The 13,074-nt window shown below is 37.9% G+C and carries 13 protein-coding genes; 11 read left to right on the top strand and 2 right to left on the bottom strand.

Annotated features, from left to right (window positions below; translation table 11 throughout):
* Positions 1-2: 2 nt before the first annotated feature.
* The 3 genes from EHR_RS06580 (at position 3) to EHR_RS06590 (ending at position 2,302) form a co-directional block, all read left to right on the top strand.
* Positions 3-1,538 carry a phosphohexomutase domain-containing protein gene (locus EHR_RS06580; protein WP_010737120.1) on the top strand — a complete coding sequence of 512 codons (1,536 nt, stop codon included), beginning with the start codon at positions 3-5 and terminating at the stop codon, positions 1,536-1,538.
* A gap of 2 nt (positions 1,539-1,540) precedes the next feature.
* Positions 1,541-1,747: a hypothetical protein gene (locus tag EHR_RS06585; RefSeq protein WP_010720841.1), complete on the top strand. Its 207-nt coding sequence runs from the start codon at positions 1,541-1,543 to the stop codon at positions 1,745-1,747.
* Positions 1,748-1,900: 153 nt separating this feature from the next.
* Positions 1,901-2,302, top strand: a complete 402-nt coding sequence (locus EHR_RS06590; RefSeq protein ID WP_010720840.1) for an organic hydroperoxide resistance protein — start codon at positions 1,901-1,903, stop codon at positions 2,300-2,302.
* A 223-nt stretch (positions 2,303-2,525) separates the two neighbouring features.
* On the opposite strand, the gene EHR_RS06595 is transcribed toward EHR_RS06590, so the two are convergent.
* Entirely contained in the window at positions 2,526-3,413 is an 888-nt protein-coding gene (locus EHR_RS06595) for a manganese catalase (RefSeq protein WP_014834451.1), read from the bottom strand.
* A 227-nt stretch (positions 3,414-3,640) separates the two neighbouring features.
* Here EHR_RS06595 and EHR_RS06600 point away from each other — a divergent pair, with 227 nt between their 5' ends.
* The 8 genes from EHR_RS06600 to EHR_RS06635 all read left to right on the top strand — a co-directional run bounded on the left by EHR_RS06600 (position 3,641) and on the right by EHR_RS06635 (position 11,648).
* Positions 3,641-4,966 (top strand): ABC transporter substrate-binding protein, encoded by a 1,326-nt coding sequence (locus EHR_RS06600; protein ID WP_010737121.1) that lies wholly within the window; start codon positions 3,641-3,643, stop codon positions 4,964-4,966.
* Between the two features lie 40 nt (positions 4,967-5,006).
* Positions 5,007-5,918, top strand: coding sequence for a carbohydrate ABC transporter permease (locus tag EHR_RS06605; protein WP_010737122.1), 912 nt, complete (start codon positions 5,007-5,009; stop codon positions 5,916-5,918).
* A 43-nt stretch (positions 5,919-5,961) separates the two neighbouring features.
* Positions 5,962-6,768, top strand: coding sequence for a carbohydrate ABC transporter permease (locus EHR_RS06610; RefSeq protein ID WP_052312483.1), 807 nt, complete (start codon positions 5,962-5,964; stop codon positions 6,766-6,768).
* A complete protein-coding gene (locus EHR_RS06615; RefSeq protein WP_010737124.1) occupies positions 6,769-7,383 on the top strand; it encodes a DUF624 domain-containing protein in 615 nt (204 codons plus the stop codon).
* A 176-nt stretch (positions 7,384-7,559) separates the two neighbouring features.
* Positions 7,560-8,234 (top strand): two-component system response regulator SapR, encoded by a 675-nt coding sequence (gene sapR / locus EHR_RS06620; RefSeq protein WP_010720833.1) that lies wholly within the window; start codon positions 7,560-7,562, stop codon positions 8,232-8,234.
* Positions 8,235-8,251: 17 nt separating this feature from the next.
* Complete coding sequence (sapS, locus tag EHR_RS06625; RefSeq protein WP_010720832.1) at positions 8,252-9,277, top strand: two-component system sensor histidine kinase SapS; 1,026 nt, start codon at positions 8,252-8,254, stop codon at positions 9,275-9,277.
* An 88-nt stretch (positions 9,278-9,365) separates the two neighbouring features.
* The gene (locus EHR_RS06630; RefSeq protein ID WP_010720831.1) at positions 9,366-10,232 is read left to right on the top strand and encodes a GRP family sugar transporter; all 867 of its coding nucleotides are present in this window, start codon (positions 9,366-9,368) and stop codon (positions 10,230-10,232) included.
* A gap of 36 nt (positions 10,233-10,268) precedes the next feature.
* Positions 10,269-11,648 carry an APC family permease gene (locus EHR_RS06635; protein WP_010737125.1) on the top strand — a complete coding sequence of 460 codons (1,380 nt, stop codon included), beginning with the start codon at positions 10,269-10,271 and terminating at the stop codon, positions 11,646-11,648.
* 221 nt (positions 11,649-11,869) lie between these two features.
* Here EHR_RS06635 and EHR_RS06640 read toward each other — a convergent pair whose 3' ends face one another.
* On the bottom strand, positions 11,870-13,057 hold the full coding sequence (locus EHR_RS06640) for a toxic anion resistance protein (protein WP_010720829.1): 1,188 nt from the start codon (positions 13,055-13,057) through the stop codon (positions 11,870-11,872).
* Positions 13,058-13,074 lie beyond the last annotated feature (17 nt).

Consider the following 13,074-nt stretch of genomic DNA (forward strand, 5'->3'; position numbering starts at 1 on the left):
TTATGTCTTTGTTGAAAGCGCTACAAAACGGATCTGATATTCGAGGGATTGCCATGACGACGGAAACACATTCAGCTAATTTGACACCAGCTGAAATCCAAAAAATAAGTTGTGGCTTGGTTAATTGGTTAAAAAGGGATCATCCACGCAAATATCAAGAAGGTAAATTAACGGTAGGAGTGGGGCGGGATAGTCGAATCAGTGGTCCAACGTTAGAAAAAGCGCTGATTGACGGATTAATCGAACAAGGCATAAATGTTCTTGATTTTGAGTTAGCTACGACACCGGCGATGTTTATGGCTACTCAGTTTTCTCAATTCCAGTGTGATGCAAGTGTGATGCTAACAGCTAGTCATTTGCCGTTTTACTTTAACGGCATGAAGTTTTTTACAGCTAATGGCGGCGCAGAAAAAGAAGATATCGCATTTATTTTATCAGAAACAACACCAAATAAAACCAATCATAAGGGGACAGTCCAAAAAGCCGATCTGTTAACACCTTATGCAGAAGACTTAGTTCAAAAAATCAAAAATGGTATTAGAAAGAAAGGAATGTCTGACACAAAACCGTTAGCTGGCTGGCGGATCATCGTAGATGCAGGAAATGGCTCCGGTGGTTTTTTTGCTGAAAAAGTACTACAACGATTAGGGGCAGATACGACAGGTTCGCAATTTTTAGACCCCGATGGTCATTTTCCGAACCATATCCCGAATCCAGATAATGCTGAAGCCATGGCAAGTATCAAGCAAGCTGTTTTGGAAAATCAAGCCGATTTAGGAGTGATCTTTGATACGGATGTTGACCGTTCGGCAGTAGTCAGTGCAAGTGGTCAAGTGATCAATCGTAACAATTTGATCGCCTTATTAAGTACGATCGTGTTAAAAGAATACCCTGGAGCGACGATCGTAACTAATTCACCAACGTCTAATCACCTAGAAACGTTTATTGAAGAAAAAGGTGGCAGACAAGATCGTTACATTTCAGGTTATCGTAATGTCATCAATCGTGCAATTGCATGCAATAAAGAAGGGATCGATGTTCCGTTAGCGATTGAAACAAGTGGACATGCAGCATTCAAGGAAAATTATTTTTTAGATGATGGTGCCTATGTCATTGCAAAAATTTTGATGCTTTTGCCAGAACTGAAACAAACAGAACAAACGTTGGAAGAGATTATCCACGACTTAAAACAGCCACAAGAAGTACAAGAAATTAGGTTAAGGCTTAGTGGAGAGGATCCGAAAAAACAAGGGGCAACAATTATTCAAGGGCTAGCGAACGAATTGAACGAAGAGGGACTGGTATTTCATCCGGAAAATGAAGAAGGAATTCGTTACGATCTAAAAGAACCATATGGGAATGGCTGGTTTTTATTACGAGCAAGTTTGCATGAGCCATTACTGGTGCTCCAGATCGAAAATGATGAAGTTGGAAAAAATCAACACGTTTTACAGCTACTTGCGGAACATTTAAAGAAATACTCAAATGTTGAACCACTGATAGTGGATACTAAGGAAGCGAAGGGAAATGAAAAGTAAAAATGGTTGCGAACATAGTAATTTTTTTGACTGTATTAGTTTATGGTGTTAATTTTTTAGTTTTTCTTTATCTTAGAATCAATCATATCAAAAATTGTGTAGAGAAATTAGCTATTTATTTGGGAACAAACATGACTTTATTATTTACGAGTGGTATTTTTCTCTTTTTTGGAAAAATCATTGAAGATGGCATCCTTGTTTTTGAATAAGTAACTTTCATGAGAAAATAAACTAAAATTCTCATGTTAATCAAGAAGTCCTCAATCGTTGCAGTATGAATCTAGGAGCAGAATTTTTGAACAAATTGCTAGATATGCTTACACTGGTAATAGACGAAGTGTCATATCGAAAGGAGCAGTACAATGAAAAAATTATACGAAACAGCGATGATTAATCATGGCGGACGAGAAGGCGAAGTAGCAGCACCAAATGGTTCGATGCAAATGAAGATCACTCCTCCAGGCATCCATGCTGAAGGAACAAATCCGGAACAACTATTTGCTGCGGGCTATGCCTCATGTTTCAATGGTGCACTGCAACATATGATCAAAGAAGCTAATTTGTCCGTAGACTCCACAGTTAAAGCACGGGTTTCACTTTACACACTTGATGAGGGTGGTTATAAAATCGGTGTGGTCTTAGAAGTACATGTTGACGATGTGAGCGAGGAACAAGCCAAGCAATTAGCGGAAGATGCCCATGATTACTGCCCTTATTCAAAAGCGACAAGAGGAAATATTGATGTTGAGGTAGTGACAGTTTAAACGATTTTTCTATCTGAGGAAGAAGTAAGTACCTTTAGATAAGTACTTTTTTATAAAAAACAGGACCGGTAGAATTTTCTATCGGTCCTAAAAATGATGGTGACGAGTCTCAAACTATTCTTGGCTTATAAATGCCAATAGAAGCTAAAAAATGATCGACCAGCAAGCATTTCTACTGTCTTTAGTAGGACAGCAATGGCTTGCAGGTCGATCATTCTTATTTTTATTCTGTTGAGTGGTAAGGACCCAAAGGATGTTGGACATAACCACTTTTGCATGTTTTATTTTTACTTGGCGGTGTTCCATACATTTTTGGTGTAACCCGTTGTAATTTTGGTTTATCACCTTCAATTTTTGGTTCTGCTAACCATTGGTATTCGCCTTCACCATCTAAGGCTTCGCCACTTGCCCAAGAGCCTTTACTACTTTCATCACCTTCTGAGAAATTATAAAAGTCATAGGCGATATCTTTTCGTTCGTTTTCACGATTGAACGTACTTGGTACAAGAATGGAGCCTTCATTTTCTTCCAATTCTTTCACGGCACTTGCCCATAAGTTTTGATGATAACTATCTCTTGCAAGCAAGACTGCCAGTAAATCTTTGACGCCACGGTCATCGATCATTTCATAGATACGAGCAACTTGTAACCGTCCTTGAGATTCAGCATTTAGATTGGCACGGAAATCAGCTAACAAGTTTCCACTTGCAACGATATAACCTCCACTCCAAGGGTTGCCAACACTATCAGCAGGGCGTGGTCCTAAGCCAGCGACAATTGCATGCTGAGGATTCATACCAGAGATGATTGCACCGATCGTAGGATCTTTTTTCATTGCTTCTTCTTGGTCTTCAACTGGCGCATCTTCTAATAATCGTGCGACCATCGTTGCTAACATTTCGACATGTCCAAGTTCTTCTGTTGCGATATCCATTAACATGTCTTTATATTTTTCTTCTCCTCGGCAGCTCCAACCTTGAAACAAGTATTGCATTGCCACACTCATTTCTCCGTATTGTCCACCGATAAGCTCTTGTAAATATTTTGCGATTAACGGATTCGGACGATCTGGTTTTGCTTCAAACTGTAATTCCTTTTGGTGTCTGAACATCAAAAATTCCTCCTAATCTTTTATTAATACATTTACATTCTGCACTTTAAAATGAGAAAATACAAAGGAAATGCTTAGAAAAAATATAGTGGTAGATTTAATCTGATATATGAGTAGACACGCCTAATAAATTGTTATTTTCTGATTAAAATGATATCGTTATATTAAAATGTTATCGGTTGCAAATGACAAAAGATAACCTTTTTATTAAAAAACGGAGGGATAAAATGAAAAAGTTGTTAGTTACTGGGGTGCTGGCAAGTACAGCATTATTTTTGTTGGGAGGTTGTGGTTCAAGTAGTGCAAAGTCAAACGCAGCTAGTTCATCTGAAAAAACAAGTGACGGGAAGAAAACTATTGATTTCTGGTCATTTTGGGGATCAGGAGCACGTAAAGAAGTGATCGAAGAGATCATTGACGAGTACAATCAATCACAAGATAAGATCCAAGTAAATTATAAATACCAACCGTGGGGGGATATTTGGACCAAATCATTGTCAGCGATTACAGCGGGGAATGCACCAGACGTGATTGTTCAAGATATCAATTCAGTTGCTCAAAGAGCTGAAGCGCAACAGGCCACAAACTTATCTAAATATGTAGATGAAGAGACCTCAAAAGATTTTTATCCACAATTATGGGATACAGTGGAGTACAAAGGTGATCCCTATGCGATTCCGTTCAACACAGATACTCAAGTTATTTTTTATAATAAAAAATTATTTAAAGAAGCAGGAATCGCTGAAAAAGATTTACCAACTACATGGGATGAATTAGAAAAAAACGCCCATCAATTGGATAAAAAAGATAAAAAAGAATTCACACGAATTGGATTTTATCCTTTATGGAATTTAGGGGCAGATGTCTGGGCATTAAATGCAGATAATGGGACAAGCTGGTTTGATCAAGACGACAAAATCAAAATCGATACGAAGAATAAAGTTGAAGCATTAGAGTGGATCCAAGATTGGCAAGAATATTATGGGAAAGATACGATCAATAAATTAGAGGCAGAATTTGGCTCAGGTGTTTCTGATCCATTCATCTCAGGTTTAGTCGCAATGCGTGCCCAAAATATCAATTATTATTCGAGCTTGATGGAAAATGCTCCAGAAGATTTTGATTTTGGTGTCATTCCGCTTCCAGAAAAAGAAAAAGGTTCTGGTCATTGGTCATGGGGCGGCGGCTTTGTACTCGAAGTACCTTATGGGGCAAAAGATCCAGAAGCTTCTTATGACTTTATCAAGTACCTTTCTTCACCAGAAGTTCAAGAAAAATTTGGCGAAAAGAGTTTTGATATCATGGCAAGTAAAACAGCCAATGAGAACTTAGTGAAGAATGAACAGCTAAGTGACAAGGGACGAATGATCTATCAAATGGCTGATGAGAATTTCAAAAATACGGTCATTACACCTGTCCCATTAGCAGCACCAGATTATACGACACTAGTGAACGAACAAATCGATCAAATTCTCTTAGGAACAAAAACACCGAAAGAAGGTTTAGCTGATGCTCAAAAAGCGGTGGAGAATCTAGTAAAACAAAATAACTAATCAACTGTTGACTAATTGAAAGAAAAAAGGAGGCAAGAAAATGAAGCGTTTATCAATCCGAAAGAAAAAAGAGGCAAGATGGGCCTATTTATTTATCTCGCCTTTTATTATTGGCTTTGTCGTCTTTATGTTAGGGCCCATGCTTTTTTCTGTTATCGGAAGTTTCACTGATTATAATTTGACTTCTAAAATGAATTTCATTGGATTAGCTAATTTTAGACGGATGTTTCTACACGATGATCTTTTTTGGAAATCATTATACAATACAGTGTATTTCGTCCTATTCAATGTTCCTTTAACCACAATGTTTAGCGTATTTCTAGCAACGATTTTAAACCAAAAGATCAGAGGTATCAGTATTTTCCGAACGATGTTTTATTTACCTGCAGTCCTATCTGGTGTTGCTGTTTATATTTTATGGATGCAGCTGCTTTCACCTTCTGCCGGGTTGATCAATACGTTTCTAGGTTGGTTCAATATTTCTGGACCAGCCTGGTTGTTTGATCCTAACTGGACAAAGCCAGCTTTGATTTTAATGAAAATCTGGAGTTCTGGCGGAGCAATGTTGCTTTATTTAGCGACTTTGCAAAACGTTCCACGCTCTTTATACGAATCAGCAGCGATTGATGGTGCTGGCGTATGGGGGAAATTTAAAAATATCACGTTGCCATTGATCACACCGATTATCTTTTACGATGTGATTACTTCAACGATTGGTTCTTTTCAAATTTTTCAAGAGGCTTATGTGATGACTAAAAATGGAACAGGTGGACCAGCTAACTCTTTACTATTTTATAATCTTCACATGTGGAATAAAGCTTTTGTCGCATTCGACATGGGGTACGCAATGGCGATGTCAATGATCCTATTTTTGATCGTGTTAGTATTGACTTTTATTAATTTGAAACTGGCACCTAGATGGGTCTATTACTCTGGAGGTGATGGCAAATGATGGAATATTTCAAAAGAACAAGTGTTAACCGCCAAACAAAAAAATCGTTAGTTATCTCCTCATGACGGCTATCGGGCTCGTATTGATCACACCATTATTGTGGATGGTATTTACTTCTTTAAAACCAATGGAAGAGATCGTACGTTATCCTCCAACTTTTTTTCCAGAAAAAATTGTTTGGCAAAACTATCTGGATACAATTACTGCTTTCCCCTTCTGGCGTTATGCAAGGAATACTTTATTGATCACAGTCTTAGTGGTATTTGGCAATGTTCTCTCGAATTCCTTCATTGCTTATGGGTTTGCGAAATTAGATTTTCCAGGAAAAAAGCTAATGTTTGCTTTAGTCCTTTCTACGATGATGATTCCAGGTTTTGTGACCATGATCCCCCAATATGTTCTATTCTCAAAAATAGGCTGGGTAGGAACTTATTTACCATTGATCGTTCCATCATTCTTCGGCAATGCATTTAATATATTTTTGATGCGTCAATTTTATTTATCCATCAATGATGAATTAATTGAAGCGGCAGAAATCGATGGAGCAAATCATTTCTATATTTGGAGCCGTCTGATGCTGCCGCTGACTAAACCAGCGTTAATCACGATTGCGATCAATTCATTCAATGCGGCTTGGAACGATTTTTTAGGGCCGTTATTATACATCCAAGATCAAGAGAAGTATACTTTACAGATTGGGTTGCAAGTTTTCCAAAATCAGGCGACGACTCAATGGAATTATTTGATGGCAGGAGCCACACTTGTTTTGATCCCAACGATTTTGATGTTCTTCTTTGCGCAACGTTACTTTATTGAAGGAATGGATTTGACAGGAGGGTCAAAAGGCTAAATGAATAAAATTCATAGTGAAAAAATCAATCAGCATTTTTTGACAGTCATTGAATGGATTCCGTCATTGCTTATTTTGCAATTCTTATGGCTATTAACTAGCTTACCGCTGTTGACAATCGGCAGTGCTAGTCGTACGGTTATGTCTACCATTTATCACTACCACAAAAACGAAGAGAAAAAGATCCATACGTTGTTTTGGCAAGAACTTCGTCATAATTTTTTGACCTATCGTAAGCAAGACCTCATAGTCAGTTTCTATTTATTGCTTTTACTAATTGATAGTCGTATTTTTCTTTACTGGGGCGGAGCATGGGGATTGATATTGATGTATGCTTCGTTAAGTGTCCTTTTTTTAAGTATCGTGATGGTTAGCTACCGTATGTTGCTCCAACTAGAGAGAGCAAACGAAGTCCCTCTTTTTACTGCTTTTATTTTATTTTTTTATCAATGGAAAAACGCTCTCTTACATTTAGGGGGAACACTGCTACTACTGCTTTTTTTATTCTTCCTGGGACCTATTTATGTGGTTTTAGTCGGAGGAAGTTCCTTGCTTTATTTACAAACTTTTTTGTTTTTTGGACGGAAAGAAATAAAGAGCCCTTCAAAAGTTTAAGAATAGTCAAAATATTTGCGATGAAAGAATCAACTACGTGACTAAATATTGAGGAATAAACCCATCGTTTCAGATGTAAGGCGTATGGAGAGGGAAATAGTTGAAAATATGGTTACTTGTCACGTTCGGCCTTCTTTGTTATGGTTATAGCAAGAAAGAAGTAGGAGGACAACAAGATGGCAAAAATTATGGTTGTAGAAGATGAAGAAATCATCCGCCAACTCATCATGGAAGAACTGGAAAAGTGGCAGTTTGAAACGTTCGGTACCTCTGATTTTAATCAAGTATTTGCAGACTTTGAAAAAGAAGAACCTCAACTTGTTTTATTAGATATCAATCTTCCGGTCTTTGATGGCTACTACTGGTGTCAAAAAATTCGAGAAGTCTCCAAAGTGCCGATTATTTTCATCTCCAGTCGAAATACCAATATGGATATGATCATGGCGATGAATATGGGCGCAGATGATTTTGTCACCAAGCCTTTTCAAATTGATGTGCTGATTGCCAAAATCAATGCTTTATTGCGACGTTCATACAATTATGGGGAACTGTCGAGTGAAGTCATGAGTCATAATGGGATCACGTTGAATGTTGATAATGGGAGTATGGAAATCAACGGTGAAATCATCGATTTAAGTAAGAACGAATACCGATTATTATTTATCTTGATGAAGCAACATGGGAAAATCCTTAGCAGAGAAAAGTTATTGAGAGCATTATGGGATGATGAGCGGTTTGTTGATGACAATACATTGACAGTCAATATCAATCGTTTACGTCGGAAAATCGAACAAGCAGGGATCAAAGGATATATCGAAACAAAAGTCGGGCAGGGCTATATTGTTCCCTGAAAGGATGAAAATAAATAATGAATTTCTTTAAATACTTAAAGGATCAATGGTCGTTGCTCTTAGGCTGGCTCTTTTTTGTCTTGCTAACGATTTTTGTCATGTGGTTAGCACCTAATATTTTAGTCGACTGGACGATGGTTGGCTATCTGGCGCTTATTCAAGCCGTATTTTTGTTTTTTTATTTACTTGTCCGTTATTTAAGTAAACGTCATTGGTGGGAAAAACTTGCCGATCTCAAACAAATATCTCCGCTACAAAGTTATTTGAGTGGCGGTCATACAGAAGAAGAAAAATTAGTCGAAGATTATATCAATCAATTGATCCGTGAGCACCAAGAAGTCATGCAAGAGGCGATTAGTAACCAACAGGATCAAAAAGATTACATTGATTCGTGGGTCCATGAAATCAAGGTGCCTTTAGCAGCCTCTGAACTCTTGGTGCGTTCGATTGAATTTGATATTGATGATCAAAAATATACCCTACTAGAAAACGAACTAGCCAAAATCGATGAATATGTAGAACAAGTTCTTTATTATGCACGGTTGGATAGTTTTTCGAGAGATTATTTAATCCAAGAGTATGAATTAAAAAGCATCATTCAGCCAGTGATTCGCAGTCAGGCGAATTACTTTATTCAAAAAAATCTTCGGTATGAGATTATTGGGGAAGATCAAAGAGTTTTAACAGATGCCAAGTGGGTAGCTTTTATATTCAAACAAATTTTGAGCAATGCGATTAAATATACACCTGACCATCGAGAAATCATCATTTCGATCGAAAAGAACCAACAAGGGATCTCTTTAGCCATCAAAGACTCGGGCATCGGTATTCCTAAAGAAGACTTGTCGCGGATTTTTGACAAAGGATTCACAGGTTCTAATGGACGATTGAGTAAAACACATTCTACTGGTTTAGGGCTTTATTTGGCTAAATCCTTAGCTGAAAAACTTGGGATCCAACTACTTGCTGAATCAATTGTAGGAGAGGGAACAACGATGACCCTGTTTTTTCCAATCTTAAATTTCTATAATGAGAAACGTTAGAAAATAGTTAGAATCGAAAAAAACTTCTTGTGTTGTGAACGTTTTCGCTGATAAGTTTCATATCATGTGAAATAAAAGGAGATTAGTTATGGAAATTTTAATAGCATTAATCCCTATGGTAGCATGGGGAAGTATTGGTTTAGTAAGCGGGAAAATTGGTGGCGATGCCAATCAACAGACATTAGGGATGACGATTGGTGCATTTATCTTTTCATTAGTTGTCTTTTTCATCGTTAGCCCAACAATCACACCATGGATTTTCTTGATTGGATTCCTCTCTGGGTTAGCTTGGAGTGTTGGTCAAAACGGACAGTTCCATGGAATGAAATTTATGGGCGTTTCTGTTGGTTTGCCTTTATCGACTGGTTTTCAATTAATTTTGAATACGATTGCGGGAGCCGTTTTCTTTCATGAATGGACACAAACGAAAGATTATGTATACGGTATCCTAGCTTTAGCACTTCTTGTTAGCGGTGCCTATTTAACAGCACGCCAAGATGATGAAGGAAAAGTTGATACTGACAATAAAATGCTTGATTTTGGTAAAGGGTTTAGAGCATTGATCTATTCAACGATTGGTTATGGTGTTTATACGATCATTGTGAACTGGGCTAACTTGGATGCGATGTCAATCATCTTACCTCAAAGTATCGGAATGATCTTAGGTGCAAGTTTCTTTGCCTTTCGTAAAGTGAAAGTGGATCAATTTGTTTGGAAGAACATGATTTGTGGTTTGCTATGGGGAATTGGGAACGTGTGCATGCTCTTAACTGTTAAATCACTTGGTTTAGCTGTTGGATTTTCATTATCACAGATGGGGATTATCATCTCAACTTTAGGTGGTATTTTCATTTTGGGAGAAAAGAAAACGAAAAAAGAACTTGTTTACGTTATTGTCGGTTGCCTTTTAGTCATTTTAGGTGGTATCATTTTAGGGTATATGAAAACGGCTTAATGGCCGTTTTCCAACCTAAAATAGGGAGGTACTGCCATGGATTTGTTTCGTAAGAAAGAAATCAATCTCAACCACACAAGTGGGATGAAGAAAGATCTGAAAACGTCCGATTTAATTATGCTTGGAATTGGCGCAATTATCGGCACAGGAATATTTGTAGTGACAGGGGTTGCGGCCAATCAAAATGCGGGTCCAGCACTGTCACTTTCATTCGTTTTAGCTGCAATCGTTGTCATTTTATCGGGGTTAAGCTTTGCTGAGTTTGCCTCACGTGTGCCAGTCATTGGTGGCCCGTATGCGTATCTTTATGTTGTTTTTGGTGAATTTGCCGCCTGGTTAACAGGTTGGTTGTTGATTGGCGAATTTCTATTAGCAGTTTCGTCGGTTGCTTCCGGCTGGTCTGGTTATGTTCAAGGGTTCTTGGAAGGTTTTGGAGTCCATTTGCCACAAGCCTTGACCAGTGGTTATAATCCTGACAATGGCACCTATGTCGATTTGATCGCAGTGTTCGTTGTCATATTTGTGACATACATCGTTTCTTTAGAAGCCAAAAAAGCATTAAGATTGAATAATATCATGGTTTTTGTGAAATTCGGTATTATTGCATTATTTATCGTTGTAGGGATTTTCTTTGTAAAACCTGAAAACTGGCAACCATTTACACCATTTGGTTTTTCAGGCGTTTTAGATGGAGCATCTCTAGTCTTCTTCGCTTTCTTGGGATTTGATTCAGTTGCAATGGCAGCCGAAGAAGTGAAAGAGCCACAAAAAGACGTTCCTCGAGGGATCATTGGTTCGATCTTGATTGCCACAGCTTTATACATCGTAGTTACCTTGATTTTAACGGGGATTGTTCCGTTTACTGAATTAGGGGTCAGTGACCCAGTTGCCTTTGCGATGCGTTACGTTGGTCATGGAACAATCGGAGCTGTGATTGCAGTCGGTGCCATTTTGACGCTCTTGACCGTAACGATTTCTATGATGTATTCGCTAGCTCGGTTATTGTTTGCTGTAAGTAAAGACGGTCTTTTACCTAAATTTATGACAGAGATCGATGAAAAGCATCGGACGCCTAGAAAGGCGACTTTTGTAGCTGGGGTAGCGGCTTTATTTTTCGCTGGTTTCTTCCCATTGAATATTCTCGCTGAACTAACAAACATCATGGCGTTGACCTATTTGATGTTAGTCAGCTTAGGATTACTTAAACTAAGAAAAATGTTTGGTAAACCAAAAGCCGGTGAATTTAAAGTGCCATTTGTACCGATATTACCGATTATATCTATCGGTACATGCTTGGTATTGATGCTTCGTTTACAACCAGTCACATGGATCGTCTTCGGTATCGTGACGGCGATTGGATTAGTGATTTACTTTGGTTATGGGTACCAACATAGTAAAATGAATCAACAAAATTGATGCTTCGTTCTATTCGATTAACCTAAGCTTAAAATAGTTAAAATATCTTTGATAAGACGAGTGTAAGACATCTTGAGTCCTTCGATGAATTGGTTAGCCAAATTCATTTTGAAGGATTTCGGGGTGTCTTTTCTATCCTTTTAAAGCATAAAAAAGATGTTGGCGAATTTCACCAACATCAAAAATCTAGAGCTTTTTTGATTGATCCATATAGATCATTCTTATTGTGTTAAATCGAGTAATTTTTGTTTCAAGTCGTCTTCCATATGACCAAGTTCGACTTCTGCATGACGACGTTTTTCTTTTCCTTCTTTTTGGATGCGTAATGTTTCTTGGATCGTTTCGATCAAATCATTTTGAGTTGTTTGTAAGGTTTCAATATCAACGATCCCACGTTCATTTTCTTTTGCTGTTTCAATAGCAGAGATTTTCAACATTTCTGAATTTTTCTTCAAAAGGTCATTAGTTGTCTCAGAAACTTGACGTTGGGCAGTTACCGCATCTTTTTGGCGAAGTAACGTCAAGGCGATCACTACTTGATTTTTCCATAGAGGGATCGCTGTTGCGATTGATGCTTGGATTTTTTCTGCTAACGCTTGGTTAGTATTTTGGATTAAACGGATCTGTGGTGCTTGCTGGATAGTGATCTGTCTTGCCAAACGTAAATCATGGGTTCGTTTGTCTAAACGATCTAGAAATTGAGTATAATCATTTGCAATTTGAACATCCATTTGATCGCCTGTTTCTTCGGCTTTTTTCATTGCTTTAGGAATGATCGTTGTTTGAAGTTCTTCCATCTTCAATTCGCCAGCTGCGATATAAATATTCAGTGCATCAAAATAATCTTTGTTTTTTTGATAGAGTTGTTCGAGCATCAAATTATCTTTTAAAAGCCCGTCTTTTTCTTTTTCTAGTTTAACAGAGATTTTATCGATTTGGGCACCGATCTTTTGATATTTTGCAGTCACTTCATAGATCGATTGTTTTACTTTGCCAAACATCCGTTGGAAAATATTGCCTTCGCCAGCTCGCAATTCATCAGGATTTGCTTCTTGCAGACGATACATCAATTCAGTCAATGAATCTCCGACAGGACCAATATCTTGTGCCTGTACATGATTTAACATGGATTGTGAAAATTCACTTAACTTCGTTTGAGCAGCAGAACCGTAGCTGATCACCGACTGTGCATCTGAAACATCGATTTTAGCTGCTAGCTCTTTGGCTTGCTCTTGTCGTTCAGCAGGTAGTTTATCAATCAAGCGTGCAGCGGTTTGTTGTTCTTGCAAAGCATTGATTTCTGACTGTTGTGTTTGGGTTAATTTATCTGTTGGGGTAGAGAACGGATTATTTAACAAATCATCTAACGTGTCATTTACAGGTGTTACCTCTTTAGGTTTATTATCCATTTAAAACTCCTCCTCGT

This window comes from Enterococcus hirae ATCC 9790 (assembly GCF_000271405.2).
In the GTDB taxonomy this organism is placed as follows: Bacteria; Bacillota; Bacilli; order Lactobacillales; family Enterococcaceae; genus Enterococcus_B; species Enterococcus_B hirae.

Coding starts and splice junctions, on each gene's coding strand:
- EHR_RS06595 (WP_014834451.1), bottom strand. CDS start 3,413: ATGTTCAGACACCAAAAGGAATTACAGTTTGAAGCAAAACCAGATCGT.
- EHR_RS06605 (WP_010737122.1), top strand. CDS start 5,007: ATGAAGCGTTTATCAATCCGAAAGAAAAAAGAGGCAAGATGGGCCTAT.
- EHR_RS06580 (WP_010737120.1), top strand. CDS start 3: ATGTCTTTGTTGAAAGCGCTACAAAACGGATCTGATATTCGAGGGATT.
- EHR_RS06585 (WP_010720841.1), top strand. CDS start 1,541: ATGGTTGCGAACATAGTAATTTTTTTGACTGTATTAGTTTATGGTGTT.
- EHR_RS06590 (WP_010720840.1), top strand. CDS start 1,901: ATGAAAAAATTATACGAAACAGCGATGATTAATCATGGCGGACGAGAA.
- EHR_RS06640 (WP_010720829.1), bottom strand. CDS start 13,057: ATGGATAATAAACCTAAAGAGGTAACACCTGTAAATGACACGTTAGAT.
- EHR_RS06615 (WP_010737124.1), top strand. CDS start 6,769: ATGAATAAAATTCATAGTGAAAAAATCAATCAGCATTTTTTGACAGTC.
- sapR (WP_010720833.1), top strand. CDS start 7,560: ATGGCAAAAATTATGGTTGTAGAAGATGAAGAAATCATCCGCCAACTC.
- EHR_RS06630 (WP_010720831.1), top strand. CDS start 9,366: ATGGAAATTTTAATAGCATTAATCCCTATGGTAGCATGGGGAAGTATT.
- EHR_RS06600 (WP_010737121.1), top strand. CDS start 3,641: ATGAAAAAGTTGTTAGTTACTGGGGTGCTGGCAAGTACAGCATTATTT.
- sapS (WP_010720832.1), top strand. CDS start 8,252: ATGAATTTCTTTAAATACTTAAAGGATCAATGGTCGTTGCTCTTAGGC.
- EHR_RS06635 (WP_010737125.1), top strand. CDS start 10,269: ATGGATTTGTTTCGTAAGAAAGAAATCAATCTCAACCACACAAGTGGG.